Below are 24,080 nucleotides of genomic sequence, written 5' to 3' on the forward strand. Positions count from 1 at the left end.
TCAACGCCATGGACGCCACAGACGCAAACGGGCGGGTCATCGACCCGCCCGTCAGGGACGCCACGTGCGGCCTGTGGCCGGGGCGCTTACCAGCCGCGATGGCGGCCGCGGTCGTGGTAGTAGCGGTTGTCATGGCGACCGCGGTGCCAGCGACGGTCATCGCGGCGGTCGTAGCCATAGCCGCGGTTGTACCCACGGTCATAACGGCGATCGTAGCGACGATCGTAGCGGCCGTCGTAACGGCGATCATGGCGGTCGGAGGTGGTCAGGTTGCCGATGGCGCCGCCGGCAACCGCGCCGCCGACAGTGGCAGCCGGGTCGCCGTTGGAGATCAGGTGACCCGCCACGCCGCCGACGACGGCACCGACCACGGTGCGCTTGTCCTTCCTCGACATCGCGCTGGCATCACTGACCACGGCCACGCCGGCAAGAAGTGCCAGGGCCATCGCCAGACCACGGAAGCTGAGTGCGGAAGTGCTGAGCATGTTGGGTTCTCCTGTGAGGTGCATGCCACGGTGGGCAGGGAGGGCGCTGGGCACCCCGGCTGCCGTAGGGACCACGCTGGTGCCCGGACATTGCCGGAACATTGCGCGTGATCCCTGTGCGGCTTGCGCATTCATCTAGCGTCAGGCGGCATGAAGCGAGGCTGAAAGCGCGGCGGGCGCTCAGCTGGCAGAAAGGAAAGGGTCAATGCACGGCCTCGGTATCAGCCAGTGGCCGATTGCGTGGCGGGCAGGGGCCGCCGGCTTATGCAGAAGCACCGCGGGGCGAAGAATCTCAGATCCTGCCGTCGCGCAGGTAGTCGAACAGCTCGGCGTCGCCCTTCAGGCCCAGTTTGAGCATGGCGTCCCCCTTCTGGCGGCTGATGGTGCTGACGCTCTTGTGCAGCTGCAGCGAGATTTCCTTGACCGTCATGCCGGTGCCGAGCAGGCGCAGCACCTCCACTTCGCGCGGCGACAACGGCTTGCCGTCACCCTCGCGCATGCGCCAGCTGCCCGCTTCCTCCACCCGTTCGCGCAGGCTGCGGCTGATGTAGGACTGGCCGCGATAGACCGCCTGGATCGCCTGCGGCAGTTCATCCATCGACGAACTCTTGTCGACCAGGCCGAGCACGCCGCTGTCGAGCACCATGCGCAGGATCGCCAGGTTGTTGGAGACGCTGAGCATGAGCACCGGCAGGTCGGGATGGCGGCGGCGGATCATGCCGATCATGGCGAAACCATCGGCTTGGGGGCTGCCGGGCATCGAATAGTCGGTGACCAGCAGATCACAGGGCTGGGTCGTCAGCAGGGTCATCAGCGCCTGGGCGTTGTCGGCCTCGCCAACGACTCTGCCAACGCCGCTGGACTCGATGACGGCGCGGGTACCGATGCGGACCACGGGGTGATCGTCTGCGATGATGATGCGCAAGGTCATGCTCTAGTATGGCCACCGGCACGCCGGACCGCGACCGTCGCGGTCCCTGGCAGGACTTCCAGGAGATCGTTGCAGATGCGCAGCTGGGCGGCCCGTGGACTGATCCTGTTGGCGACCCTGCTGGCGCTGCCGGCGCTGGCCCAGCCTGCGTCCACGCCGGGGCCGTTGCCACTCAGCCCCCTGCAGCGCGAGTACCTGGCCGCACATCCTGTTGTCGTTGTTGGACAGTATGACAGTGGCTGGCCTCCTTTTGAGTCGATCCAGGACGGGAAGCAGGTGGGCCTCGGACCGGACTACCTGACGCTTTTGGCCCGGCAGCTTGGCCTGAAGGTGGTAACGCGCCGGTTTGCGGACTGGCCCTCCGTGCTGGATGCGGCATGTCGTGGCGAGATTGACGTGGTGATGAACATCGCGCTCAGCGCCGAGCGTACCCGTTGCATGGTCTATACCGCTGCCTATGCCGAAGCACCATTGGCCCTGGTCGGGCGTCCACAAGACCTGCGTGCCTCGGAAGCACCTGACCTGGATGGGTTGCGCGTGGTGGTCGAGCAGGACTTCATGACCGGGGCGCAGGTGCGCGCGCGGTTCCCGAGGGCACGGCAACTTGTCGCAGACAACACGCTGACAGCCTTGCGTATGGTCAGAGACGACAAAGCCGACATTTTCATCGGCAATGCCTACGTGGCCACGGAACTGATCGCCGCCGCCGGACTGAAGGGAGTGGCCCTGCTGCGGCCCAGCGACCTGCCCCCGGAGCGGCTGCACTTCGGCGTGCCCAACAGCAAACAGCCGTTGTCTGAAGCACTGGATCTGGCGCTTGCCGCTGTCAGCGAAACCCAGCGCGACACCCTCGCCCAGCGCTGGCTGCCGCCGCCGCAGTGGTCGGCGTCGGCGCAGCTGGCGTTGAGCCAGGCCGAAAAACGCGTGCTGCAGCAACCGTTGAAGATCGGCTTTGCGCCCAACGCCGCTCCCCTGTCGTTCGCCGACAGGAATGGCAAGCCCAGTGGCCTGACCAATGAATACCTGCAGCGCCTGCTGCAGGCCGGCGCCAACCTGCAGGTTGAATACAGCCATGACTGGTACGAGGTGCGCGAGAAGGCGCGTCGCGGGGAACTGCAGGCGGTGATCGGCATTCCTGCCGATTCGAGCTATCTGGGGCCGGAATGGGTGTTCAGCCAACCCTTCATCACCGTGCCCAATGTGATCGTCACCCGCACTGACAGCCCGTCGATGCTGGGCCTGCCGGACCTGGACGGCAAACGCGTGCTGTTGTCCGATCCGGAGCGCATCCGTGGCTACCTGCAGCAGCAGGCGCCGTCGGTGAAGATCGTCGCCGCGCGCAGTGCCGAGCAGGCCCTGCAACGCCTGGCTGATGGCGAGGCCGATGCCTACGTGGGCAACCTGGCGCTGGTCGACCAGCTGCTGCGCAACCGCTTCCCGGGGCGCCTGCAACTGGCAGCGCCAGCTGGCTTCAACGACCAGCTGGCGCTGGCGGTGGAGCGCCGCCATGCGGCCTTGGCCACCACCTTCGACCGCCTGCTGCTGCAGTTGGGGCCGCGCCGGCGTGAGGCCCTGCGCGGCGATTGGCTGTCGGTGGAATACCGCGATGGGGTGGACTGGAGCACCCTCCTGCGCTGGGGCCTTCCGCTGCTGCTGGTGCTGACCACTGCCGTGGCGGTGCACGGGCTGGGGCATTGGCGGTTGCGCCGCGAAGTAGCCGGCCGCCGCGAGCTGGAGCAGCGCCTGGCCGAGGTGACCGACAACCTGCCTGCCATCGTCTACCAGGCCCGCCGCGAAGCGGACGGCACCTTGAGCTTCCCCTTCATTGCCGGCGATGTGCAGTCGATGTTCGGCATCAGCCGGCAGCAGGCGGAGTCGGATGGCCAGGCGCTGCTGGCATGCATCGATGCCGACGACCGCGAAAAGGTGCTGCGTGCGATGGAGCTGGCGGCGCGCAATTTTGCCCCGCTGTCCTTCGAGTTCCGTATCCATCGCGACGGAAGTGCGCCCTGCTGGGTGCGCAGCCAGGCGCACCCGTATTCAACCGAAGCAGGCGCGGTGACCTGGAGTGGTTACTGGGTGGACGTGAGCCAGGCGCGCGCGCAGGCCGACGCGTTGGCCGCGGCGAAGGTCGAAGCCGAGCAGGCTGCGGCAGCGAAATCGCGCTTCCTGGCCACCATGAGCCATGAAATCCGCACGCCGATGAGCGGTGTGCTGGGTATGCTGGAAGTGCTGGCGCATTCGCCGCTGGACGCCGAACAGCAACGCATCCTCGGCGTGATTGAAGACTCGGCGCAGATGCTGCGGCAGATTCTGGACGACATCCTCGACTATTCGCGGATGGAAGCGGGCGCGCTGCGCCTGGAGCCGGTGCCGCTGCCGGTGCGGCCACTGCTGGAGGGGGTGCATCGATTGTTGTTGCCGCAGGCCACGGCGCGGGGCCTGGACCTGCAGCTGGACATCGACGAACAGCTGGCACAGGCCCATGAGGTGGACGGCGTGCGCCTGCGCCAGATCGTGTTCAACCTGCTCAGCAATGCCATCAAGTTCACCGTGAAGGGCTCGGTGCGGCTGCAGCTGGAAGTGTTGGGCCCTACTGCCGAGGATGGCAGCCAGCCGCTGCGCCTGAGCGTCACCGACACCGGCATCGGCATCGCGCCGGAGCAGCTGCCGACCCTGTTTGAACCCTTCACCCAGGCCGGTGCGTACATCCAGCGCGACCATGGGGGCACCGGGCTGGGCCTGAGCATCTGCCGGCGCCTGGTGCAGAAGATGGACGGCGAACTGAAGCTGGAAAGCACGCTGGGCGAAGGGACCCGGGTGGACGTGCTGCTGTCGCTGGTGGAGGCGCGCAGCGAGGATGTGATCGCGCTGCAGGCCGAGCACCAGCAGATCGCGCTGCTGCCCCCTGATCTGCGCCAGGCACGGGTGATGATCATTGAAGACCATCCCACCAACCAGGCGATGATGGCCTGGCGCCTGCAGCAGCTGGGCGTGCCGCATGTGCTGGTCGATGACGGGCAGCAGGCACTGGACCGGCTGGCGGAGGAATCCTTCGATCTGGTCATCACCGACTGCCGCATGCCGGTGCTGGATGGATTTGGTTTCACCCGCCTGCTGCGCGAGCGCGAGGGGCGCAACGGCCAGCCGCGGATGCCGGTGCTGGCGCTGACCGCCAGCGTGCTTGACGATGACGCACGCCGCTGCCGCGAAGCCGGCATGGACGACGTGCTGGCCAAGCCGTTGTCGCTGGCGACGCTGCGGCAGGCGCTGCTGCGCTGGTTGCCGCGCGCCGAGGGTGCTGAAGATGAGCAGGCGGCGGTGGACAGCGACGATGAGCCCGAGGGCGACGAGGGGCTGCCCGACCTGGCGACCCTGCAACGGCGCTTCGGTTCGCGCGAGATCGCCCGCCAGCTGCACGACAGCCTGGTCAAGGCCAGCAACGAGGACATCGCGGCCCTGCAGCGCGCGCTGCACGAAGGCGACCGGGTGACGGCCGCGCTGCACCTGCATCGGCAGGCCGGTGCGCTGGGGGCGGTGGGGGCACGCGGCCTGGCCGATCGCGCCAACGCGCTGGTGGAACGGTTGCAGGCCGCAGGCGATGCAGAGGTCGCATCGGCGGTTGCCGACGCCGGGCAGTTCGTGGCTCACCTTCAGCACCAGCTGCAGCGCCTGGCTCACTGAGCCGCGTGCTCCTGCAGGTAAGTGATCACCAGCGCGCGACGCTCGGCGCTCGGGAAGGAGTTGTACATGCGCGTGCCGGGTACCAGATGGGTGGGCGACTGCAGGAAGGTGTCCAAGGTCTGCGCACTCCACACGAAGTCGGCGCGGCGCATGCCCTGCGAGTATCCGTAGTCGGGCAGGCTGCCCGCACGACGGCCGATCACCCCATGCAGGTTGGGACCGAAGCGGTGGATGCCGCCGGCATTGACGGTATGGCAGCCCGCGCACAGTTCGAACGCGCGCTGCATCGCCTGCTGGCGCGCTTGTTCGGGCGTGCTGGGCGCGGCGGGCGGTCGCTGGCACGCACTGGCGACCAGGATCGTGGCAACAACGGGAAGCAGGCGAAGGGCACGCATGGGCGAGCAGGATAACGGGCGCAGGCGCCGTGGGGCTGCGACCGGCCGTCGCAGCCCCATCGCCGCTCACATGCCGGAGTAGTTCGGTCCGCCGCCGCCCTGCGGGGTCACCCAGACGATGTTCTGGGTCGGGTCCTTGATGTCGCAGGTCTTGCAGTGCACGCAGTTCTGCGCGTTGATCTGCAGCCGCGCATCGTTGCCGTCGCCGACGAACTCGTACACGCCCGCCGGGCAGTAGCGCGCTTCCGGACCGGCGTACTCGGCCAGGTTCACCTTCACCGGGATGCTCGCATCCTTCAGCGTCAGGTGGCTGGGCTGGTTCTCGTCGTGGTTGGTGCTGCTGAGGAACACCGAGCTGAGGCGGTCGAAGGTCAGCACGCCATCGGGCTTGGGATAGGCAATGCGCGTGTGCTTGGATGCCGGCTCCAGGCAGGCGTGGTCCGGGATGCTGTGGCGCAGGGTCCACGGCGGGTTGCGCACGCCCAGCTTGGGCAGCAGCCACTGCTCGATGCCGGTCATCAGCGTGGCCACGGTCTGGCCCTTCTTGAACCACTGCTTGAAGTTCTTGGACAGCTTCAGTTCGTCGTGCAGCCAGCTGGTTTCAAAGGCGGCCGGGTAGGCGCTGAGCTCATCGTGCTGGCGATCGGCCACCAGCGCATCGAAGGCGGCATCGGCGCACAGCATGCCGGTCTTGATCGCAGCGTGGCTGCCCTTGATGCGGCTGACGTTGAGGTAGCCGGCTTCGCAGCCGACCAGTGCACCGCCCGGGAACACGGTCTTGGGCAGCGACATCAGGCCGCCCGCAGTGATCGCACGCGCGCCGTAGCCGATGCGGGTGCCGCCTTCCAGATGCTTGCGGATCGACGGATGGGTCTTGAAGCGCTGGAATTCCTCGAACGGGCTCAGCCAGGGGTTCTTGTAGTCCAGGCCGACCACGTAGCCGATGGCGACCTTGCCGCCGTCGGCGTGGTACAGGAAGGCACCGCCGTAGGTGTCGGTATCCAGCGGCCAGCCGGCGGCGTGCACCACCAGGCCTGGCTCATGCTTGGCCGGGTCGATCTGCCACAGTTCCTTGATGCCGATGCCGTAGGCCTGCGGATCCTTGCCTTCGTCCAGCTTGAAACGGCTGATCAGCTGGCGGCCGAGGTGGCCGCGCGCGCCTTCGGCGAACACCGTGTACTTCGCATGCAGGGCCATGCCGCGTTCGAAGGCCGGGCCGATCGTGCCGTCCTTTTCGATGCCCATGTCGCCGGTGGCCACGCCGATCACCGCGCCGTCATCGCCGTACAGCACTTCGGCGGCGGCGAAGCCGGGGAAGATCGCCACTTCCAGCGCCTCGGCCTGCTGCGCCAGCCAGCGGGTGACCTCGCCCAGGCTGATGATGTAGTTGCCTTCGTTGTGGAAGCACTCGGGCAACAGCGCGTGCGGGGTGGTGCGCGCGCCGGTCTCGCTGAGGAACAGGAACTCGTCGCGGGTGACCTTCTGCTTCAGCGGTGCGCCGCGCTCGGCCCAGTCCGGGAACAGTTCGGTCAGCGCGCGCGGGTCCATCACCGCGCCGGACAGCACGTGCGCGCCGGGTTCGGAGCCCTTCTCCAGCACGCATACCGACAGTTCGCGGCCGGCGTCGATTGCACGCTGGCGCAGGCGGATCGCGGTGGCCAGGCCGGCCGGGCCGGCACCGACGACGACCACGTCGAATTCCATGACTTCACGCGGGGGCAGGGCGTTGGCTTCAGCACTCATCGATTGCATGACTCGTGGGTAGTGCCGGCATCGGGGCCACCGGCGGTTGCCTGGGAATCGCGCGTGCAGCCACGGGCGAAACGGTTGTTTGAATGTGTCAGGGTACCGGGACGGGCGTGATCGAGCTAGATCGCCGATGTTCACATCGCAATTGCTGCAATGCAGCGTAATGCGCGTGGTCTGGCAGGTGCCAACCTTGGTTGGCGTGAGCGGAAACACCCGCGCCGACCAGGGTCGGCCTCTACCCGCACACCAACGCCGCCCGGATGGCCGACAATGGCGGCAGTCCCGACTGCGTGTGAGTGCCATGGCTTTGGATCCGTACGACCTGTTCGATGTCCGTTCCCTGCTCAGCGAGGAAGAGCGCGCGGTACAGCAGAGCGTGGCGCGCTTCACCAACGAGCGCGTGCTGCCGATCATCGGTGATGCCTTCGACCAGGCACGGTTCCCATCGGAACTGGTGCCGGAGATCGCCGCGCTGGGCCTGCTCGGTGCCACGCTGCCGGGTGAGTACGGCGGCGGCGACATGGGGGCGGTGAGTTACGGGCTGATCTGCCAGGAGCTGGAGCGCGGCGATTCGGGCCTGCGCAGCTTCGTGTCGGTGCAGAGCTCGCTGTGCATGTACCCGATCTTTGCTTACGGCAGCGAAGAACAGCGCCGGCAATGGCTGCCGGCGATGGCCCGCGGCGAATTGATCGGCTGCTTCGGCCTGACCGAGGCACATGGTGGTTCCGACCCGGCCAGCATGAAGACCCGCGCGGTGCGCGATGGCAGCGACTGGCGCATCAACGGCAGCAAGATGTGGATCACCAGCGGACCGGTGGCCGACCTGGCCATCGTCTGGGCACAGACCGAAGACGGCATCCAGGGCTTCGTGCTGGAGAAGGGCATGCCCGGCTTCACCACGCAGGAGATCAAGCACAAGATGAGCCTGCGCGCGTCGCTGACCGGTGCACTGTTCTTCGACGACGTGCGCGTACCCGACAGCCACCGCCTGCCGAACGTGAAGGGGCTGAAGGGGCCGCTGGGCTGCCTGACCCAGGCGCGTTTCGGCATCAGCTGGGGCCCGATCGGCTCGGCCATCGCCTGCCTGGATGAAGCGCTGGGGTATGCCAAGGAGCGCGTGCTGTTCGGCCGCCCGCTGGCCGCGACCCAGAGCGCACAGATCAAGCTGGCCGACATGGCCCGGCGCATCACCATGGCGCAGCTGCTGGCGTTGCAGCTGGGCCGACTGAAGGAAGCCGGGCAGGTGCAACCGCAGCAGGTCAGCCTGGCCAAGTGGAACAACTGCCGCATGGCCATCGACATCGCCCGCGAATGCCGCGATCTGCTGGGCGGCGCCGGCATCACCACCGAGCACGTGGCGATCCGCCATGCGCTGAACCTGGAATCGGTGATCACCTATGAAGGCACCGAGACCGTGCACCAGCTGGTGATCGGCCGCGAACTGACCGGCATCAACGCGTTCTGAGTGGGGCGGGGAACAGCCATCCACGCATGGCGTGGATCTACTGAGCGGCTGTTGGTTCCGCCTTGAAGCGAGCCGAGCACCGCAGGTCCGGCGGGGGCGAAGAGGCGCGGGTGTCTGAGCGCAGCGAGTTCCGCGCCGTCCCCCGACGGGCCGAGGAGCGCAGGGTACCGGTGCGCAGCACCGGCTCGCGGATGGCGGCGCGTTTCTTTTGGTTACTTTTCTTTCCGCGCGGAAAGAAAAGTAACGCCCATGAACGCATGCGCCCGCCACAGCAATCAGGCGGAAGAGAGACGCGTGGCGTTACGCCCCGCCGGCAAACCCATGCTGGCGCCACGCCTCGTACATCACCACCGCAACGGTGTTGGACAGGTTGAGGCTGCGGTTGTCCGGCCGCATCGGCAGGCGCAGGCGGCGGCCGTCGGGCAGGGCATCCAGCACGTCCTGCGGCAGGCCACGACTTTCCGGGCCGAACAGGAAGGCATCACCGTCGTCGAACGCCACGCTGTCATAGCGGACGCTGGCACGCGTACTCAGGGCGAACAACCGCTTCGGTGCGATCCGCGCCAGCGCGGTGTCCAGGTCCGGATGCACCTGCAGGCGCGAGTACTCGTGGTAGTCCAGGCCGGCGCGCTTGAGCTGCTTGTCTTCCAGTGCGAAGCCGAGCGGCTCGACCAGGTGCAGCTGCGCGCCGGTGTTGGCGCAGAGCCGGATCACATTGCCGGTGTTGGGCGGGATTTCCGGTTGGAACAGGATCACGTGGAACTGGGGCGCGGCATTCATCGGCGCAGTGTACCTGCGACGGCGGCCGCCTTTACGACGCACGCCCCGCGCGGGGCAGGGCGGACGTCGCTTACGGGCGCAGCAGGACCTGGGCGGTTTCGGCAGCGAAGGCCTGCAGCTGGGCGGCGCTCGGACGCACCTGCAGGGCCGGCAGGTTGACGATCACCTGGTTGGCGACGCTGGTGGCGGCCGCTGCCAGGGTGGCGGCGTAGCGCTGGGCTTCCTGCTCGGCAGCCAGGGCGACACGCTGCTCCAGGCTCGGGCGCACTTCAACCGAGGCCAGGGTGGTGATCGGCAGCGCGGCGGCAACCGGGCTGGCGATGTAGCCGTCGCGCTCGGCCAGCTGGTCAACGCTGGGGCGCACTTCGACAGTGGCCAGGGTCGGGATGCCGCTGGCCTGTTCCCAGGCCTGCTGGATCAGCTGGTCGGCGGCCGGGCGGACCTGCACGGTGGACAGGGTCTTGATGGATTCGGAGGCCTGCACCGACGAAACAACCGCGGTGCCGGCGATCAGGGCGATGGCGATGGCAATGGTCTTGGCGTTCATGACGGGGCCTGTTTAGTGTTGGTGAGCAGTGGTGTGGTAGTAAGGTAGAACACCAGTTCTGGGAATGCAAGCGGAATTTTCGATTTCCTGCTTTTGTTCAGCCTTCAGTCAGCTTTCGTCTGAAGCCCTTCCTGGCGCAGGAAGTACAAAGCAATCCCCGTGCCAACTTTTAGCCGTTGATTCATAAGGGTTTTATGGCTCGCCGAAAGTGTCCGCAGGGCGGACACCTGTCCATTCGGGGGGCTGCGGACACTGTCCGGACGTGAATCACCGCCGTTCGTGACCCGGGAACGGCCAATCACGAAGGCCGATGGGGCCGATCACCCCCAGTGACTGGTGGCCGATACCGGTAGCCGCACGCCCGCGCTAGGATCGGGATTCACCTTCGTGACCAAGGACCCGGATATGTCGCTCACCCTGCGCCCGCGCGCCGCGCTGCTCGCTGTTGCTCTCAGTACTGCTCTCGGCACGCTCGCGCCGACCTACGCGCTGGCGGCCAAGCCGGCCGCGACCAGCAAGGTCGATATCCCGTTCGAGCAGTTCACCCTGCCCAACGGCCTGCGCGTGGTGGTGCATACCGATCGCAAGGCACCGATCGTTGCGGTCAACATCTGGTACCACGTCGGCAGCAAGGACGAGCCCGCCGGGCGCACCGGCTTCGCGCATCTGTTTGAACACCTGATGTTCCAGAGCAGCGAGAACCACGACGGCGAGTACTTCGAACCCTTCAAGCAGGTGGGTGCGACCGGCCAGAACGGCACCACCAATACCGACCGCACCAACTATTTCGAGAACGTGCCGACCACCGCGCTGGACATGGCGCTGTGGATGGAATCGGACCGCATGGGCCATCTGGTGGGTGCGATCGACCAGGCTGCGCTCGACGAACAGCGCGGCGTGGTGCAGAACGAGAAGCGCCAGGGCGAGAACCAGCCCTATGGCCAGGTGTGGGAACAGCTCAACCGCGCGCTGTATCCGGTGGGCCACCCGTACCACCACAGCGTGATCGGCTCGATGAACGATCTCAACGCCGCCTCGCTGGACGACGTCAAGACCTGGTTCCGCACCTGGTACGGCCCGAACAACGCGGTACTGGTGCTGGCCGGTGACATCGACCTGGCCACCGCCAAGGAAAAGGCGGCCAAGTACTTCGGCAGCATCCCGGCCGGCCCGACCATGGCGCAGCCGAAGGTGGACGTGGCCAAGCGGCCGGCCGACACCCGCGAGGTGATGACCGACAAGGTGCCGCAGGCACGCATCTACCGCGCCTGGAACGTGGCGCAGGTCGGCACCACCGACGTCGACCAGCTGCAGCTGCTGGCCTATGTGCTCGGCGGCGCCAAGTCTTCGCGCCTGAGCCAGCGCCTGCAGCACCAGGACAAGCTGGTGGACAACATCAGCGCCGGCGCCTACGCCTCGCAGCTGGGTTCCAACTTCATGGTGATGGCCACGGTGAAGCAGGGCCAGGATCCGGCCAAGGTCGAAAAGATCATCGATGAGGAAATCGAGCGCCTGCTCAAGGATGGCCCGACCGCTGAAGAACTGGCACGTGCCAAGACCGGCTCGCGCGCGGCGTTCATCCGTGGCATCGAGCGCATCGGCGGCTTCGGTGGCAAGGCCGATGCGCTGGCCGAGTGCACGGTCTACACCGGCGACCCGGGCTGCTTCCGCACCTCGCTGGCCAACATCGACAAGGCCACCGCTGCCGACCTCAAGCGCCTGGGCGCGCAGTGGCTGGACAAGGGCAGCCATACCCTGGTGGTCGAGCCGGGTGAACGCGTGGCGCTGAAGGAAGACCCCTCGCAGGCGCCGAAACCGTTCAACGTGCCGGCCGTGGACAGCAGGTACAGCACGCTGCCCGAGCAGGTGGACCGCAAGGCGGGCGTACCGCAGACCCGCGAATTCCCGCAGCTGAAGTTCCCGGCCCTGCAGCGCGCCACGCTGAAGAACGGCACCCAGGTGGTACTGGCCGAGCGCCATGAGATTCCGGTGGTGCAGTTCAGCTACCAGTTCCCGGGTGGCTTCACTGCCGACCAGGGCCGCAAGCCGGGCACCGCCAACTTCACCATGAACCTGATGACCGAAGGCGCCGGCAAGCTCGGCTCGCTGGCCTTCGCCGATGCAGCCGATGCGCTGGGTGCGGATCTCGATGCGTCCGCAGGCCTGGATTCGGTGGATGTGGAACTGTCCGCGCTGAAGGAGAACCTGGTGCCGTCGCTGGCGCTGTATGCCAGCCTGCTGCGCGAGCCGCGCTTCGAGCAGAGCGAGATCGACCGGGTCAAGGCGACCTGGATCGCCGGCATCCAGCAGGAGAAGGTCAACCCGAACGCAGTGGCCATGCGCGTGCTGCCGCCGCTGCTGTACGGCAAGGGCCACCCGTACGCGATCCCGTTCACCGGCAGCGGTGACGAAGCAGCGATCCGCAGCCTGGCCCGCGAGGACCTGGTCGACTTCCACCGCGACTGGCTGCGCCCGCAGGACGGCACCCTGATCGTGGTTGGCGATACCACCCTGGCCGAGATCGTGCCGCTGCTGGACAAGCAGCTGGGCGACTGGAAGGCCACCGGTGATGCGCCGACGATCAAGGCCACCACCGCCGTGGCGCTGCCGAAGAGCCCGCGCGTGTTCCTGATCGACCAGCCGGGCGCGGTGCAGGCCAACCTGTTCGCCGGCCAGGTCGTGCCGCCGTCCAGCGATCCCAGCTCGACCCGCTTCGACATCGCCAACGGCGTGATCGGTGGTGACTTCACTTCGCGCCTGAACATGAACCTGCGCGAGGACAAGCACTGGTCCTACGGTGCCCGCACCAGCGCCAGCAACACCGTGGGCCAGCGCCCGTGGATGGCGATGGCACCGGTGCAGATCGACAAGACCGGCCCGGCCATGGCGGAAATGCGCAAGGAGATCGCCGAGTTCGCCAACGGCAGCAAGCCGGCGACCGACGCGGAAGTGGCGCGCATCCGCAACATCCAGACGCTGAGCCTGCCCGGCGCCTACGAGACCGCCAGCGCGGTGGCCTCGACCATCGGCACGATCGTGCAGTTCAAGCGTCCGGACGACTACGTGCTGCGCCGCAAGGCCGAGATCGAAGCGATGACCCCGGCACAGGTGCAGCAGGCGGCAGCGGAGATCAAGCCGCAGGCGCTGACCTGGGTGGTGGTGGGTGACCTCAAGCAGACCGAAGCGGCCGTGCGCGCCTTGAACCTGGGCGAAGTGACCGTGATCGATGCCGAAGGCAACCCGGTCAAGAAGTAAGCGATGTGCCTGCCCGCTCCGGCGGGCAGGCACCTGCGGGTAGCGCCGGGCCGTGCCCGGCGAGCGCGCAGCGCGGCATCTGGACGCCTTCGAAGAACCGCCGGGCATGGCCCGGCGCTACCGCAGCCTTCTTCGGCTATCCCTGATTCAGACGGTTCAGGCACACTCCTGACATTCCCTTCCAGGATCCTGCCCATGCGCGTTCTGCTGCTGTCGTCCCTGTTGCTCACCGTCACCGCCTGCACCTGGGTGCCGATCGAACCGGCCGGCAAGGCGACCCGCGTGCTGCCGGCAGGCCCGGTACCGGCTGGCTGCATCTCCAAGGGTGAAGTAGTGGTGACCGTGAAGAGCAAGGTCGGCTTCTACAACCGTAACCCGCTGCGCGTGCAGGAAGAGCTGGAAACCCTGGCCCGCAACGAGGCCCCGACCACCGGCGCCAACGCCGTGCAGGCCGCTGCGGCCCCTGCCGATGGCAGCCAGCGCTTTGCCGCTTTCCAGTGCCCGCCGCGCTGAATCCTTCACCATACGGCCAAGGCTGAATTCGTAAAGATGCGGTGAAGGCCCGGGGGGTTATAGAATAGCGCCCCCTTTGCCTGAGCCTTGGCGCTAACCTCGATGCTCTTCAAGAATGTCTCGATTGCCGGCCTGGCTCACGTTGATGCGCCGCACACGCTGACGACCAAGGAAATCAACGAACGCCTGCAGCCGACGCTGGATCGCCTTGGTATCCGTACCGACGTCCTCGGCGACATCGCCGGCATCCACGCGCGCCGCCTGTGGGACAACGGCGTCCTGGCGTCCGATGCGGCCACCATGGCTGGCCGCAAGGCGCTGGAAGACGCAGGCATCGATGCGACGCAGGTGGGCCTGTTGATCAATACCTCGGTCAGCCGTGACTACCTGGAGCCGTCCACCGCTTCCATCGTGTCCGGCAACCTCGGTGTCAGCGACGAGTGCATGACCTTCGACGTCGCCAATGCCTGCCTGGCCTTCATCAACGGCATGGACATCGCTGCGCGCATGCTTGAGCGCGGTGAGATCGACTATGCGCTGGTGGTGGATGGCGAGACCGCCAACCTGGTGTACGAAAAGACCCTGGAGCGGATGACCGCGCCGGACGTCACCGCCGACGACTTCCGCAACGAGCTGGCGGCGCTGACCACCGGTTCCGGTGCAGCCGCGATGGTGATGGCCCGTTCGGAGCTGGTGCCCGACGCGCCGCGCTACAAGGGTGGCGTGACCCGCTCGGCCACCGAGTGGAACCAGCTGTGCCTGGGCAACCTGGACCGCATGGTCACCGACACCCGCATGCTGCTGATCGAGGGCATCAAGCTGGCCCAGAAGACCTTCACCGCCGCCAAGATCGCACTGGGCTGGGCCGTGGAAGAGCTGGACCAGTTCGTCATCCACCAGGTCAGCCAGCCGCACACCGCGGCGTTCATCAAGAATTTCGGCATCGACCCGAAGAAGGTCATGACCATCTTCGGCGAGCACGGCAACATCGGTCCGGCCTCGGTGCCGATCGTGCTGAGCAAGCTCAAGCAGCTGGGCAAGCTGAAGAAGGGCGACCGCATCGCGCTTCTGGGCATCGGCTCGGGCCTGAACTGCTCGATGGCCGAAGTGGTCTGGTAAAAAAGTCACCGCTGACCTGCTGCGCGCCGTCCGCACCTGCCAGCCAATCGCTCGCGACGGACAGCGATGATGTTTCCAAGTGTCCAAGGGCCGGTTCTACCGGCCCTTTCTACAGGTGCGATCCGATGTCCCAGCTTCCCGGTTACCCCGCCCACCCGCAGCGTTTCGAGGTCCGCCCCGGCCTGTCGATGAACTATCTCGACGAAGGCCCGCGCGATGGCGAAGTGGTGGTGATGGTGCACGGCAACCCGTCGTGGAGCTATTACTGGCGCACGCTGGTGGCCGGCCTGTCGGACAGGTACCGCTGCATCGTGCCGGACCATATCGGCATGGGCCTGTCGGACAAGCCCGACGACAGCCGCTACGCGTACACGCTGCAGTCGCGGGTGGATGATCTGGATGCGCTGCTGAAGCATCTGGGCATCACCGGCCCGGTGACGCTGGCCGTGCACGACTGGGGCGGCATGATCGGCTTCGGCTGGGCGCTGTCGCACCACGACCAGGTCAAGCGGCTGGTGGTGCTCAACACCGCCGCGTTCCCGATGCCGGCGGCCAAGAAGATGCCGTGGCAGATCGCGCTGGGCCGGCACTGGAAGATCGGCGAGTGGATCATCCGCACCTTCAATGCGTTCTCCTCCGGTGCCTCGTGGCTGGGCGTGGAGCGGAAGATGCCCGCCGATGTGCGCCGCGCCTACGTGTCGCCGTACAACAGCTACGCCAACCGCATCAGCACCATCCGCTTCATGCAGGATATTCCGCTGTCGCCGGCCGACAAGGCGTGGTCACTGCTGGAGCGCGCCGGCAAGGCGCTGCCGTCGTTCGCCGATCGTCCGGCCTTCCTCGGCTGGGGCCTGCGTGATTTTGTGTTCGACCACCACTTCCTGAAGGGCTTCCAGGCGGCGTTGCCGAAGGCGCAGGTGCACGCCTTCGAGGATGCCGGCCACTACGTGCTGGAAGACAAGCATGAAGTGCTGGTGCCGGAGATCCGGGCGTTCCTGGACAAGAACCCGATCTGAAGAGTGTGCCGACCAACGGTCGGCACCCACCGGGAGAGTGAACGGGTGGGTGCCGGCCGCTGGTCGGCACGCCTGGGGAAGGGATGGGTGGGTGCCGGCCGCTGGTCGGCACGCCCGGGGAAGGGATGGGTGGGTGCCGACCGTTGGTCGGCACGCCCGTCACGCCGCGATCGGCGCCTGTGGCGAGGGGCTGTTGCCGTTGTCGTCCGGGTGGTCGTCGTCGTTGTCCGCGCCGTCGCGCCAGCGCCAGTCGGCCAGGGTCAGCGGATCCAGCCCATAGGCGATGCGGGCCTTGTCGCACTGCGGGCTGGCCTTGCCGTACTCCCACGATGCATCCACCTCGCGGCACACGCTGGGGCGGTTGGGGTGGATCGTGCAGCGTGAATAGACGCCGATCTGCGCGTCCAGCGCCACGCAGCGCACCGGCTTGGAATGGGTGCCGCGCATGCACAGGCGGTGCGGGTCAAGCACCTCGGTGAGCTGGTGCGGCACGCCGCCGGGGGTGACCTCGTCCGATTCCATCCAGTGGAAGGCCACGCGGTACTGGGTGCAGCAGGCGCCGCAGGTCATGCAGGGATGTTGCATGGGCAAGCCGCCTCGGGCGGCATCGGGAAAGGGACGAGGATGCGGATTTTCCACGCTGGCGGCCGCCGCGCAAGAAATTCCGTAAGCGGCGACAATGAACGGATGAACCGATCCTGCAACATCGCCGCGCGGCTGCCCGAGCTGGCGCGTGAACGCCCCGACCAGATCGCCATCCGCTGCCCCGGGCGCCGCGGCGCCGGCAACGGCATGGCCGCCTACGACGTGACCCTGGACTACCGTCAGCTGGACGCCCGCAGCGATGCGATGGCGGCCGGCCTGGCCGGTTACGGCATCGGCCGCGGGGTGCGCACGGTGGTGATGGTGCGGCCGTCGCCGGAGTTCTTCCTGTTGATGTTCGCCCTGTTCAAGCTGGGCGCGGTGCCGGTGCTGGTCGATCCGGGCATCGACAAGCGCGCGCTGAAGCAGTGCCTGGACGAGGCACAGCCGCAGGCCTTCATCGGCATCCCGCTGGCCCACGTGGCGCGGCTGGCGCTGCGCTGGGCGCCTTCGGCGACCCGTCTGGTGACTGTTGGCCGCCGCCTGGGCTGGGGCGGTACCACGCTGGCCGCGCTGGAGCGTGCCGGCGCCAACAGCGGCCCGATGCTGGCCGACACCGATGGCGAGGACACGGCGGCGATCCTGTTCACCAGCGGCTCCACCGGCGTGCCCAAGGGCGTGGTCTACCGCCACCGCCACTTCGTCGGCCAGATCGAGCTGCTGGGCAGCGCCTTCGGCATGGAGGCGGGTGGGGTGGACCTGCCGACCTTCCCGCCGTTTGCGCTGTTCGATCCGGCACTGGGCCTGACCTCGGTGATTCCGGACATGGACCCGACCCGGCCGGCCCAGGCCGACCCGGCGCGCCTGCATGACGCCATCCAGCGTTTCGGCGTGACCCAGCTGTTCGGCTCGCCCGCGCTGATGCGGGTGCTGGCGCGGCACGGGCGGCCGTTGCCGACGGTGACCCGGGTGACCTCGGCCGGTGCGCCGGTGCCGCCGGACGTGGTCGCTACCATCCGCAGCCTGCTGCCGGCCGATGCCCAGTTCTGGACACCGTATGGCGCCACCGAGTGCCTGCCGGTGGCGGTGGTCGAGGGTCGCGAGCTGGAGCGTACGCGCGCGGCCACCGAGGCCGGTGCTGGCACCTGCGTCGGCAGCGTGGTCGCACCGAACGAGGTGCGCATCATCGCCATCGATGATGCGCCGCTGCCGGACTGGTCGCAGGCGCGCGTACTGGCCGTGGGCGAGATCGGTGAGATCACCGTGGCCGGACCGACCGCCACCGACAGTTATTTCAACCGTCCGCAGGCGACGGCGGCGGCGAAGATCAGCGAAACCCTGTCCGATGGCAGCGTCCGCATCGTGCATCGCATGGGCGATGTCGGCTACTTCGATGCGCAGGGACGGCTGTGGTTCTGTGGCCGCAAGACCCATCGCGTGGAAACCGCCCACGGACCGCTGTACACCGAACAGGTCGAGCCGGTGTTCAACACCGTACCCGGCGTGGCACGCACTGCGCTGGTGGGTGTCGGCGCGGCCGGTGCGCAGGTGCCGGTGCTGTGCGTGGAGCTGCAGCGTGGCCAGTCCGACAGCCCTGCTCTGCGCGAGGCGCTGCATGCCACGGCCGCTGCGCGTCTGCCCGAGATGAAGCTGGAACACGTGCTGATGCATCCGGCGTTCCCCGTCGATATCCGTCACAACGCCAAGATCGGCCGCGAGAAGCTCGCCGTCTGGGCCCGCGCCGAACTGGAGAAGCGCGCATGAAGATCCTGGTCACCGGTGGTGGTGGTTTCCTTGGCCAGGCGCTGTGCCGTGGCCTGGTCGAACGTGGCCACCAGGTGCTGGCGTTCAACCGCAGCCACTACCCGCAACTGCAGGCGCTTGGCGTGGGCCAGATCCGCGGTGACCTGGCCGATCCGCAGGCGGTGCTGCATGCGGTGGCCGGCGTCGATGCGGTGTTCCACAACGGTGCCAAGGCGGGTGCGTGGGGCAGCTATGACAGCTACCACCAGGCCAACGTGGTCGGCACCGACAACGTCATCGCCGCCTGCCGCGCGCATGGCATCGGCAGGCTGGTCTACACCTCCACGCCCAGCGTGACCCACCGCGCCACGCACCCGGTGGAAGGACTGGGTGCGGACGAAGTGCCGTATGGCGAGGATTTCCAGGCGCCGTACGCGGCGACCAAGGCGATTGCCGAACAGCGCGTGCTGGCGGCCAATGACGCGACCCTGGCAACCGTGGCGTTGCGTCCGCGGTTGATCTGGGGCCCGGGCGACCAGCAGCTGGTGCCGCGTCTGGCCGATCGTGCACGCGCTGGCCGTTTGCGCCTGGTGGGCGACGGCAACAACAAGGTCGATACCACGTACATCGACAACGCCGCGCTGGCCCATTTCCTCGCCTTCGAAGCGCTGGCACCGGGCACTGCGTGCGCCGGCAAGGCGTACTTCATTTCCAATGGCGAGCCGCTGCCGATGCGCGAGCTGGTCAACAAGCTGCTGCAGGCGGTGGGCGCTCCAACCGTGGACAAGGCGATCAGCTTCAAGACGGCGTATCGGATCGGCGCGATCTGCGAGCGGCTGTGGCCGCTGCTGCGCCTGCGTGGCGAGCCGCCGCTGACGCGCTTCCTGGCCGAGCAGCTGTGCACGCCGCACTGGTACAGCATGGAGCCGGCGCGCCGTGATTTCGGCTACGTGCCGCAGGTCAGCATCGAAGAAGGGCTGCGACGACTGAAGGCCGCATCATGACGGCGGCATCACCGCGCTGAAGCCTTCATTACGCGCAGAGATCGCCATCACCGGTTGCACACCGGCAGATGCGCAGGATGGACACAACGCCACCCACGGCCGACCACCTGCGAGGAGCACCATGCTGCATTACGCCGTCATCTTCTTTGTCATCGCCATCATCGCCGCCGTGCTCGGTTTCTCCGGCATCGCCGGTGCCGCCAGCAACATCGCCTGGATCCTGTTCGTGGTGTTCCTGGTGCTGGCGGTGATCTCGATGTTCCGCAAGCGCACATGACCGCTTGAGCAGTCGTGCCGGCCGCTGGTCGGCAACCTCGATTAGCCGGGGTTGCCGACCGGCGGCCGGCACTGCCGAAGCGCGGTCAGCGCACCGCGCTGTGCAATCGGCGATCGGCGTCGTGCCGTTCCATCGCCAGTTCGATCAGGCGCGTGATCAGCGCCGTGTAGCCCACGCCACTGGCGCCCCACAGCTTCGGATACATGCTGATGCGGGTGAAGCCGGGCAGCGTGTTGACCTCGTTGATGACGATCCGGCCATCCGCGGTCAGGAACACATCCACGCGCGCCATGCCGGCGCATTCCAGTACCTGGTACGCCTGAAGCGCGATGTCCTGGATACGCGCCTGCGTCGCCGCGTCGATCGCGGCCGGCACCACCACGTCGGCGCCATCTTCGTTGATGTACTTGGTGTCGTAGGCGTAAAACTCGTCGTGCAGCACCACCTCGCCACAGATGCTGGCCTGCGGCCGCTCGTTGCCCAGCACCGCGCATTCGATCTCGCGGCCGACCACGGCCGATTCCACCAGAACCTTGTGGTCGTAGCGCAGCGCAGTCTGCAATGCCTCGGCGAAACCGGCGGCGTCCTTCACCTTGCTCACGCCCACCGATGAGCCCTGGTTGGCCGGCTTCACGAACAGTGGCAGGCCGAGTGCCGCGATCAGGGCATCGACATCGACCGAATCGGCTTCATGGCGGCGGATGCAGACCCACGGCGCCACCTGCAGGCCGGCATCGCGCAGCAGGCGCTTGGTTACATCCTTGTCCATGGCTACCGCCGAACCCAGTACCGGCGAGCCGACGAAGGGCAGGTTGGCCATGCGCAGCAGGCCCTGCAGCGCACCGTCCTCGCCCAGCGGACCGTGCACGATCGGCAGCACCACATCGATCTGCCCCAGCGCGCTGCCCGCATCGGTCGGTTGCAGCTGGGCCTGCTCGGTGCCGGGCAGAACCGCCAGCGCGGTACCGGAAGGATGCAGGGCGATGCGCGCCGGATCCTCGGCATTGAGCAGGAAGGTGTCCGGCTGGCTCAGGTGCCACTGGCCCTGCTTGTCGATGCCGATCAGCACCGGTTCGAAGCGCTCGCGGTCGAGCGCGTCGAGAATGTTCTTCGCCGACTGCAGCGAAACTTCGTGTTCGGAAGACCTGCCACCGAAGATGATGCCAACCCGTGTCCGTGCCATGGAAATGCGATGTCCTGTGCGTTGCGTGGCTCCATAGCATGAACCTTCATCGGCCTTCCGCGTGAGGCACAGATGAACCAGGAATCCCTTCGCGCGCGTCAATTGCGCATGCCCCTGATCTACCGTGTCGACCAAGGTCGACACCTACCAACCGACTGAGGTTGCCGGCCAGCGGCCGGCACTACCGCAAGCACCATGGCTACCGGAAACCTGTCGAAGGCGGGGTGGGTCCGGTTGCGGGGTGTCCGCGGCATGGATGCCGCGGCCAAGCCCCCAGGGATGGGTTTACGGCGTCCCCCGCAACCGGACCCACCCCGCCCCCACAGCAAGCCAGCGTTTGACGTTGACGTTGACGTTGACGTTGCCGTTGACGTTGCCGTTGCTCTGGCCGTTGCGTCTGCGGGTGCCGGGCGGCAGCCCGGCCCAAGCCCCCCACCCACGCAGGTAGAATGCGCACATGGCTCTTTCCCTGCTCAAGTCCCTCAAGCCGGTCGCTGGCCGCGCTCTGCAGATCGCCCTGAACCGCGCGCTGGCGCTGGATCCGGATACCCGCCACGCACTGGCCAGCCTCGACGGTCGCCATATCGACCTGACCCTGGACGCGCCGCCGCTGGCAATGCGCATCAGCGTCGACGGTGATCAGTTGCGTGTCGGCCCGGTGGATGCGCAGGAAGCCGACCTGGCCGTGCGCAGCAGCCTGGCCGGCGTGCTGGCACAGCTGCCGCTGCTGGCGCGTGCCCGCCAGGGCGCTGACAACGGCAAGGGGCGCGTACGTGTGGCCGGCGATGCCGAGCTGGCGCGCCGCCTGCAGCAGCTGGCCAAGGGCTTCGATCCGGACTGGCAGCAGCCGTTCGTCAGCGTGTTCGGCGACGTGCTGGGCGTGCAGGTGGCCAACACCCTGCGCAGCGCCCTGCAGCATGCCCGCCAGGGGGCGATCGACCTCGCCCATAGCGCCGCTGAATTCATCACCGAGGAATCGCGCGACGTGGTGCCACGTGCCGAGCTGGATGCCTTCCACGATGACGTGGACGTGCTGCGCGACGATGTCGAGCGCCTCGGCGCACGCGTGCAGCGCCTGCGGGGTGCCGCATGAAGGCGCTGCTGCGGGCCAGCCGCATCGGCCGGGTGATCCTGCGTTACCGCCTCGACGACCTGCTGCAGGGCACCCCGGCCGAGCGCTGGCTGCGCCTGGCCAAGCCGTTCGTGCCGCGCGCCTCGGCCGCCATCGCGGCACAGTCGCGGGGGGCTCGCCTGCGCTTGGCGCTGCAGGACCTGGGGCCGATCTTCGTCAAGTTCGGGCAGATCCTGTCGACCCGCCGCGACCTGGTGCCGCCGGACGTGGCCAATGAGCTGACCCTGCTGCAGGACCGGGTCAAGCCCTTCGATGGCGAGACCGCACGCCGCATCGTGGAGGAAGCGCTGGGCCTGCCGGTCAGCGAAGCCTTCGCCAGTTTCGATACCGAGCCACTGGCCTCGGCGTCGATCGCGCAGGTGCACGCGGCCACCCTGGCCGACGGCCGCCAGGTGGTGGTCAAGGTGCTGCGCCCGGGCATCGAAAAGCAGATCGACGCCGACATCGCCCTGCTCAACTCGCTGGCGACGCTGGTCGAGCGCACCCATCCGCGCGCCGACAAGATCCGCCCGCGCGAAGTGGTGGCCGAGGTGGAGAACACCCTGGCCGCCGAGCTGGACCTGCAGCGCGAAGGCGCCAATGCCAGCGTGCTGCGCCGTTTCTGGGAGAACTCCGACGACCTGTACGTACCGGAAGTGATCTGGAGCCATACCGCCGAACGCGCGCTGACCCTGGAGCGGGTATGGGGCATTCCTTCCGACGACATCGCCGCGCTGGACAAGGCCGGCATCGACCGCAAGGCGCTGGCCGCCAAGGGCGTGCGGGTGTTCTACACCCAGGTGTTCCGCGACAACTTCTTCCATGCCGACGCGCACGCCGGCAACATCTGGGTCGACATCGATCCGATGCGCCGCGACAACCCGCGTTTCATCGCGCTGGACTTCGGCATCATGGGCCAGCTCTCGCAGGAAGATCAGTACTACCTGGCCGAGAATTTCATGGCCATCTTCAACCGCGACTACCGCCGCATCGCCGAACTGCACGTGCAGGCGCGCTGGATGCCCGACAACGTGCGCATCGATGATCTGGAAGCGGCAGTGCGTTCGGTGTGCGAGCCGTACTTCACCCGCCCGCTGTCGCAGATCTCGCTGGCCGAAGTGCTGATGAAGCTGTTCCGCGTGGCCCAGCGCTACCAGCTGACCCTGCAGCCGCAGTTGATCCTGCTGCAGAAGACCCTGCTCAACATCGAGGGCGTCGGCCGCCAGCTGGACCCGCAGATCGATATCTGGGCCGTGGCCAAGCCGGTGCTGGCGAAGATCCTGCGCGAGCGCTACAGCCCGCGCCGCGTGGTGCGTGAGATCGGCAAGCGCCTGCCGGAAATCATGACCCATGCGCCGGACATGCCGCGCCTGGTGCACGCCTGGCTGACCCAGCAGGTGGAAGGTCGCCATGAACTGGCGATGCGCTCGCGCGATCTGGTTGCGCTGGACGCCAGCGTGCAGCGCCTGCAGAAGCATGCGGTCGGTGCGATCACCGGCGTCGGCCTGCTGGCGATCGCCGCACTGATGTACGTGCTGCAGCCACCGGGCTGGTACTGGGGCGACGTGCCGGCGTGGAGCTGGGTGTCCGGTGCGGTGGGAGCGTTCGCACTGGTGCGTGCGTGGTGGCGATGATGGATGCGCTGAGCGCGCTCAAACAGGAGCTGGCGCAGTTCGGCAGCGACAACGATGCGTGCGAAACCGAGCGCGGTCGGCGCATGCTCAACATCACCGCCGACACCGGTGAACTGCTGTCGGTGCTGGTGCGTTTCGGCAACGCCCGCCGCGTGCTGGAGATCGGTACGTCCAACGGTTATTCCACGCTGTGGCTGGCCGAAGCGGCGGCCGCGATCGATGGCCAGGTGACCACGCTGGAGTTCGCTGCCGACAAGGTGGCGATGGCCCGCGCGAATTTCGCCCGCAGTGGATTGGGCGAGCGCATCAACCTGGTCCACGGTGATGCCGGGCAGTGGCTGGCGCAGGCCGAGCAGGGCTGCATCGACCTGCTGTTCTTGGATTCGGATCGCGGGCAGTACGCGGGCTGGTGGCCGCAGCTGCGTCGGGTACTGCGCCCCGGCGGCCTGCTGGTGGTCGACAACGCCACCTCGCATGCCGGTGAGATGGCGCCGCTGCGCGCCCTGCTGGCCGCCGATGCGGCGTTCACCACCAGCCTGGTGCCGGTGGGCAATGGCGAACTGCTGGCGCTGCGCAACACCTGACCGGGCATCACCCCGGTAGCGCG

General features: G+C 67.5%; 20 protein-coding genes. 12 read left to right on the plus strand and 8 right to left on the minus strand.

What is annotated here, in order from left to right:
* Nucleotides 1–86: 86 nt before the first annotated feature.
* The gene (locus tag LMF57_RS00870; protein WP_117309253.1) at nucleotides 87–485 is read right to left on the minus strand and encodes a glycine zipper 2TM domain-containing protein; all 399 of its coding nucleotides are present in this window, start codon (nucleotides 483–485) and stop codon (nucleotides 87–89) included.
* Between the two features lie 292 nt (nucleotides 486–777).
* Complete coding sequence (locus LMF57_RS00875) at nucleotides 778–1,416, minus strand: response regulator transcription factor (RefSeq protein ID WP_025875871.1); 639 nt, start codon at nucleotides 1,414–1,416, stop codon at nucleotides 778–780.
* A 75-nt stretch (nucleotides 1,417–1,491) separates the two neighbouring features.
* Here LMF57_RS00875 and LMF57_RS00880 point away from each other — a divergent pair, with 75 nt between their 5' ends.
* Nucleotides 1,492–5,100 (plus strand): transporter substrate-binding domain-containing protein, encoded by a 3,609-nt coding sequence (locus LMF57_RS00880; protein ID WP_208081928.1) that lies wholly within the window; start codon nucleotides 1,492–1,494, stop codon nucleotides 5,098–5,100.
* On the opposite strand, the gene LMF57_RS00885 is transcribed toward LMF57_RS00880, so the two are convergent.
* Both LMF57_RS00885 and LMF57_RS00890 read right to left on the minus strand, forming a co-directional pair.
* Nucleotides 5,094–5,495 carry a c-type cytochrome gene (locus LMF57_RS00885; protein WP_208081927.1) on the minus strand — a complete coding sequence of 134 codons (402 nt, stop codon included), beginning with the start codon at nucleotides 5,493–5,495 and terminating at the stop codon, nucleotides 5,094–5,096. The genes LMF57_RS00880 and LMF57_RS00885 overlap by 7 nt on opposite strands.
* Nucleotides 5,496–5,561: 66 nt before the next feature.
* Nucleotides 5,562–7,238 carry an electron transfer flavoprotein-ubiquinone oxidoreductase gene (locus LMF57_RS00890; protein WP_025875865.1) on the minus strand — a complete coding sequence of 559 codons (1,677 nt, stop codon included), beginning with the start codon at nucleotides 7,236–7,238 and terminating at the stop codon, nucleotides 5,562–5,564.
* A 307-nt stretch (nucleotides 7,239–7,545) separates the two neighbouring features.
* On the opposite strand from LMF57_RS00890, the gene LMF57_RS00895 reads away from it, so the two are divergent.
* Nucleotides 7,546–8,709: an acyl-CoA dehydrogenase family protein gene (locus LMF57_RS00895; protein ID WP_208081926.1), complete on the plus strand. Its 1,164-nt coding sequence runs from the start codon at nucleotides 7,546–7,548 to the stop codon at nucleotides 8,707–8,709.
* Between the two features lie 300 nt (nucleotides 8,710–9,009).
* Here the strand turns inward: LMF57_RS00895 and LMF57_RS00900 are convergent, their stop codons facing one another.
* Together LMF57_RS00900 and LMF57_RS00905 are read right to left on the minus strand one after the other, a co-directional pair.
* A complete protein-coding gene (locus LMF57_RS00900; protein ID WP_032978095.1) occupies nucleotides 9,010–9,489 on the minus strand; it encodes a tRNA (cytidine(34)-2'-O)-methyltransferase in 480 nt (159 codons plus the stop codon).
* 70 nt (nucleotides 9,490–9,559) lie between these two features.
* A complete protein-coding gene (locus LMF57_RS00905; RefSeq protein ID WP_208081925.1) occupies nucleotides 9,560–10,036 on the minus strand; it encodes a hypothetical protein in 477 nt (158 codons plus the stop codon).
* A 405-nt stretch (nucleotides 10,037–10,441) separates the two neighbouring features.
* Here LMF57_RS00905 and LMF57_RS00910 point away from each other — a divergent pair, with 405 nt between their 5' ends.
* From LMF57_RS00910 to LMF57_RS00925, 4 genes are all read left to right on the plus strand, one after another.
* Complete coding sequence (locus LMF57_RS00910; RefSeq protein WP_229291350.1) at nucleotides 10,442–13,291, plus strand: pitrilysin family protein; 2,850 nt, start codon at nucleotides 10,442–10,444, stop codon at nucleotides 13,289–13,291.
* A gap of 195 nt (nucleotides 13,292–13,486) precedes the next feature.
* The gene (locus LMF57_RS00915; RefSeq protein WP_025875855.1) at nucleotides 13,487–13,804 is read left to right on the plus strand and encodes a DUF4156 domain-containing protein; all 318 of its coding nucleotides are present in this window, start codon (nucleotides 13,487–13,489) and stop codon (nucleotides 13,802–13,804) included.
* Nucleotides 13,805–13,906: 102 nt separating this feature from the next.
* Entirely contained in the window at nucleotides 13,907–14,923 is a 1,017-nt protein-coding gene (locus LMF57_RS00920; RefSeq protein WP_025875853.1) for a 3-oxoacyl-ACP synthase III, read from the plus strand.
* Between the two features lie 125 nt (nucleotides 14,924–15,048).
* Complete coding sequence (locus LMF57_RS00925; RefSeq protein WP_229290530.1) at nucleotides 15,049–15,939, plus strand: alpha/beta fold hydrolase; 891 nt, start codon at nucleotides 15,049–15,051, stop codon at nucleotides 15,937–15,939.
* 159 nt (nucleotides 15,940–16,098) lie between these two features.
* On the opposite strand, the gene LMF57_RS00930 is transcribed toward LMF57_RS00925, so the two are convergent.
* Nucleotides 16,099–16,524, minus strand: a complete 426-nt coding sequence (locus tag LMF57_RS00930) for a YkgJ family cysteine cluster protein (protein WP_025875849.1) — start codon at nucleotides 16,522–16,524, stop codon at nucleotides 16,099–16,101.
* Between the two features lie 102 nt (nucleotides 16,525–16,626).
* Here LMF57_RS00930 and oleC point away from each other — a divergent pair, with 102 nt between their 5' ends.
* The 3 genes from oleC to LMF57_RS00945 all read left to right on the plus strand — a co-directional run bounded on the left by oleC (nucleotide 16,627) and on the right by LMF57_RS00945 (nucleotide 19,545).
* Nucleotides 16,627–18,285 carry an olefin beta-lactone synthetase gene (gene oleC / locus LMF57_RS00935; RefSeq protein ID WP_229290531.1) on the plus strand — a complete coding sequence of 553 codons (1,659 nt, stop codon included), beginning with the start codon at nucleotides 16,627–16,629 and terminating at the stop codon, nucleotides 18,283–18,285.
* On the plus strand, nucleotides 18,282–19,268 hold the full coding sequence (gene oleD / locus LMF57_RS00940; RefSeq protein WP_229290532.1) for a 2-alkyl-3-oxoalkanoate reductase: 987 nt from the start codon (nucleotides 18,282–18,284) through the stop codon (nucleotides 19,266–19,268). The genes oleC and oleD overlap by 4 nt, the downstream gene beginning before the upstream one ends.
* 121 nt (nucleotides 19,269–19,389) lie before the next feature.
* Entirely contained in the window at nucleotides 19,390–19,545 is a 156-nt protein-coding gene (locus LMF57_RS00945; protein ID WP_025875842.1) for a DUF1328 domain-containing protein, read from the plus strand.
* Nucleotides 19,546–19,630: 85 nt separating this feature from the next.
* Here the strand turns inward: LMF57_RS00945 and ddlA are convergent, their stop codons facing one another.
* On the minus strand, nucleotides 19,631–20,728 hold the full coding sequence (ddlA, locus tag LMF57_RS00950; RefSeq protein WP_229290533.1) for a D-alanine--D-alanine ligase: 1,098 nt from the start codon (nucleotides 20,726–20,728) through the stop codon (nucleotides 19,631–19,633).
* 457 nt (nucleotides 20,729–21,185) lie between these two features.
* Between ddlA and LMF57_RS00955 the strand changes: the two genes are divergently transcribed.
* The 3 genes from LMF57_RS00955 to LMF57_RS00965 are packed head-to-tail and all read left to right on the plus strand — an operon-like array spanning nucleotide 21,186 to nucleotide 24,057.
* Nucleotides 21,186–21,821 (plus strand): SCP2 sterol-binding domain-containing protein, encoded by a 636-nt coding sequence (locus LMF57_RS00955; RefSeq protein ID WP_025875838.1) that lies wholly within the window; start codon nucleotides 21,186–21,188, stop codon nucleotides 21,819–21,821.
* On the plus strand, nucleotides 21,818–23,473 hold the full coding sequence (gene ubiB, locus LMF57_RS00960) for a ubiquinone biosynthesis regulatory protein kinase UbiB (protein ID WP_229290534.1): 1,656 nt from the start codon (nucleotides 21,818–21,820) through the stop codon (nucleotides 23,471–23,473). The genes LMF57_RS00955 and ubiB overlap by 4 nt, the downstream gene beginning before the upstream one ends.
* Nucleotides 23,470–24,057 carry a class I SAM-dependent methyltransferase gene (locus tag LMF57_RS00965; RefSeq protein ID WP_099786372.1) on the plus strand — a complete coding sequence of 196 codons (588 nt, stop codon included), beginning with the start codon at nucleotides 23,470–23,472 and terminating at the stop codon, nucleotides 24,055–24,057. The genes ubiB and LMF57_RS00965 overlap by 4 nt, the downstream gene beginning before the upstream one ends.
* The last annotated feature ends 23 nt before the right edge of the window (nucleotides 24,058–24,080 follow it).

This window comes from Stenotrophomonas sp. SI-NJAU-1 (genome assembly GCF_020883215.1).
Classification (GTDB): domain Bacteria; phylum Pseudomonadota; class Gammaproteobacteria; order Xanthomonadales; family Xanthomonadaceae; genus Stenotrophomonas; species Stenotrophomonas indicatrix.

Excerpts from the sequence above, each read along its gene's own strand:
- LMF57_RS00945 (WP_025875842.1), top strand. The coding sequence starts at position 19,390 with ATGCTGCATTACGCCGTCATCTTCTTTGTCATCGCCATCATCGCCGCC.
- LMF57_RS00910 (WP_229291350.1), top strand. The coding sequence starts at position 10,442 with ATGTCGCTCACCCTGCGCCCGCGCGCCGCGCTGCTCGCTGTTGCTCTC.
- LMF57_RS00905 (WP_208081925.1), bottom strand. The coding sequence starts at position 10,036 with ATGAACGCCAAGACCATTGCCATCGCCATCGCCCTGATCGCCGGCACC.
- LMF57_RS00895 (WP_208081926.1), top strand. The coding sequence starts at position 7,546 with ATGGCTTTGGATCCGTACGACCTGTTCGATGTCCGTTCCCTGCTCAGC.
- LMF57_RS00890 (WP_025875865.1), bottom strand. The coding sequence starts at position 7,238 with ATGAGTGCTGAAGCCAACGCCCTGCCCCCGCGTGAAGTCATGGAATTC.
- oleC (WP_229290531.1), top strand. The coding sequence starts at position 16,627 with ATGAACCGATCCTGCAACATCGCCGCGCGGCTGCCCGAGCTGGCGCGT.
- LMF57_RS00920 (WP_025875853.1), top strand. The coding sequence starts at position 13,907 with ATGCTCTTCAAGAATGTCTCGATTGCCGGCCTGGCTCACGTTGATGCG.
- LMF57_RS00885 (WP_208081927.1), bottom strand. The coding sequence starts at position 5,495 with ATGCGTGCCCTTCGCCTGCTTCCCGTTGTTGCCACGATCCTGGTCGCC.
- LMF57_RS00925 (WP_229290530.1), top strand. The coding sequence starts at position 15,049 with ATGTCCCAGCTTCCCGGTTACCCCGCCCACCCGCAGCGTTTCGAGGTC.
- LMF57_RS00870 (WP_117309253.1), bottom strand. The coding sequence starts at position 485 with ATGCTCAGCACTTCCGCACTCAGCTTCCGTGGTCTGGCGATGGCCCTG.
- ddlA (WP_229290533.1), bottom strand. The coding sequence starts at position 20,728 with ATGGCACGGACACGGGTTGGCATCATCTTCGGTGGCAGGTCTTCCGAA.
- LMF57_RS00915 (WP_025875855.1), top strand. The coding sequence starts at position 13,487 with ATGCGCGTTCTGCTGCTGTCGTCCCTGTTGCTCACCGTCACCGCCTGC.
- ubiB (WP_229290534.1), top strand. The coding sequence starts at position 21,818 with ATGAAGGCGCTGCTGCGGGCCAGCCGCATCGGCCGGGTGATCCTGCGT.
- LMF57_RS00875 (WP_025875871.1), bottom strand. The coding sequence starts at position 1,416 with ATGACCTTGCGCATCATCATCGCAGACGATCACCCCGTGGTCCGCATC.
- LMF57_RS00955 (WP_025875838.1), top strand. The coding sequence starts at position 21,186 with ATGGCTCTTTCCCTGCTCAAGTCCCTCAAGCCGGTCGCTGGCCGCGCT.
- LMF57_RS00880 (WP_208081928.1), top strand. The coding sequence starts at position 1,492 with ATGCGCAGCTGGGCGGCCCGTGGACTGATCCTGTTGGCGACCCTGCTG.
- oleD (WP_229290532.1), top strand. The coding sequence starts at position 18,282 with ATGAAGATCCTGGTCACCGGTGGTGGTGGTTTCCTTGGCCAGGCGCTG.
- LMF57_RS00965 (WP_099786372.1), top strand. The coding sequence starts at position 23,470 with ATGATGGATGCGCTGAGCGCGCTCAAACAGGAGCTGGCGCAGTTCGGC.
- LMF57_RS00930 (WP_025875849.1), bottom strand. The coding sequence starts at position 16,524 with ATGCAACATCCCTGCATGACCTGCGGCGCCTGCTGCACCCAGTACCGC.
- LMF57_RS00900 (WP_032978095.1), bottom strand. The coding sequence starts at position 9,489 with ATGAATGCCGCGCCCCAGTTCCACGTGATCCTGTTCCAACCGGAAATC.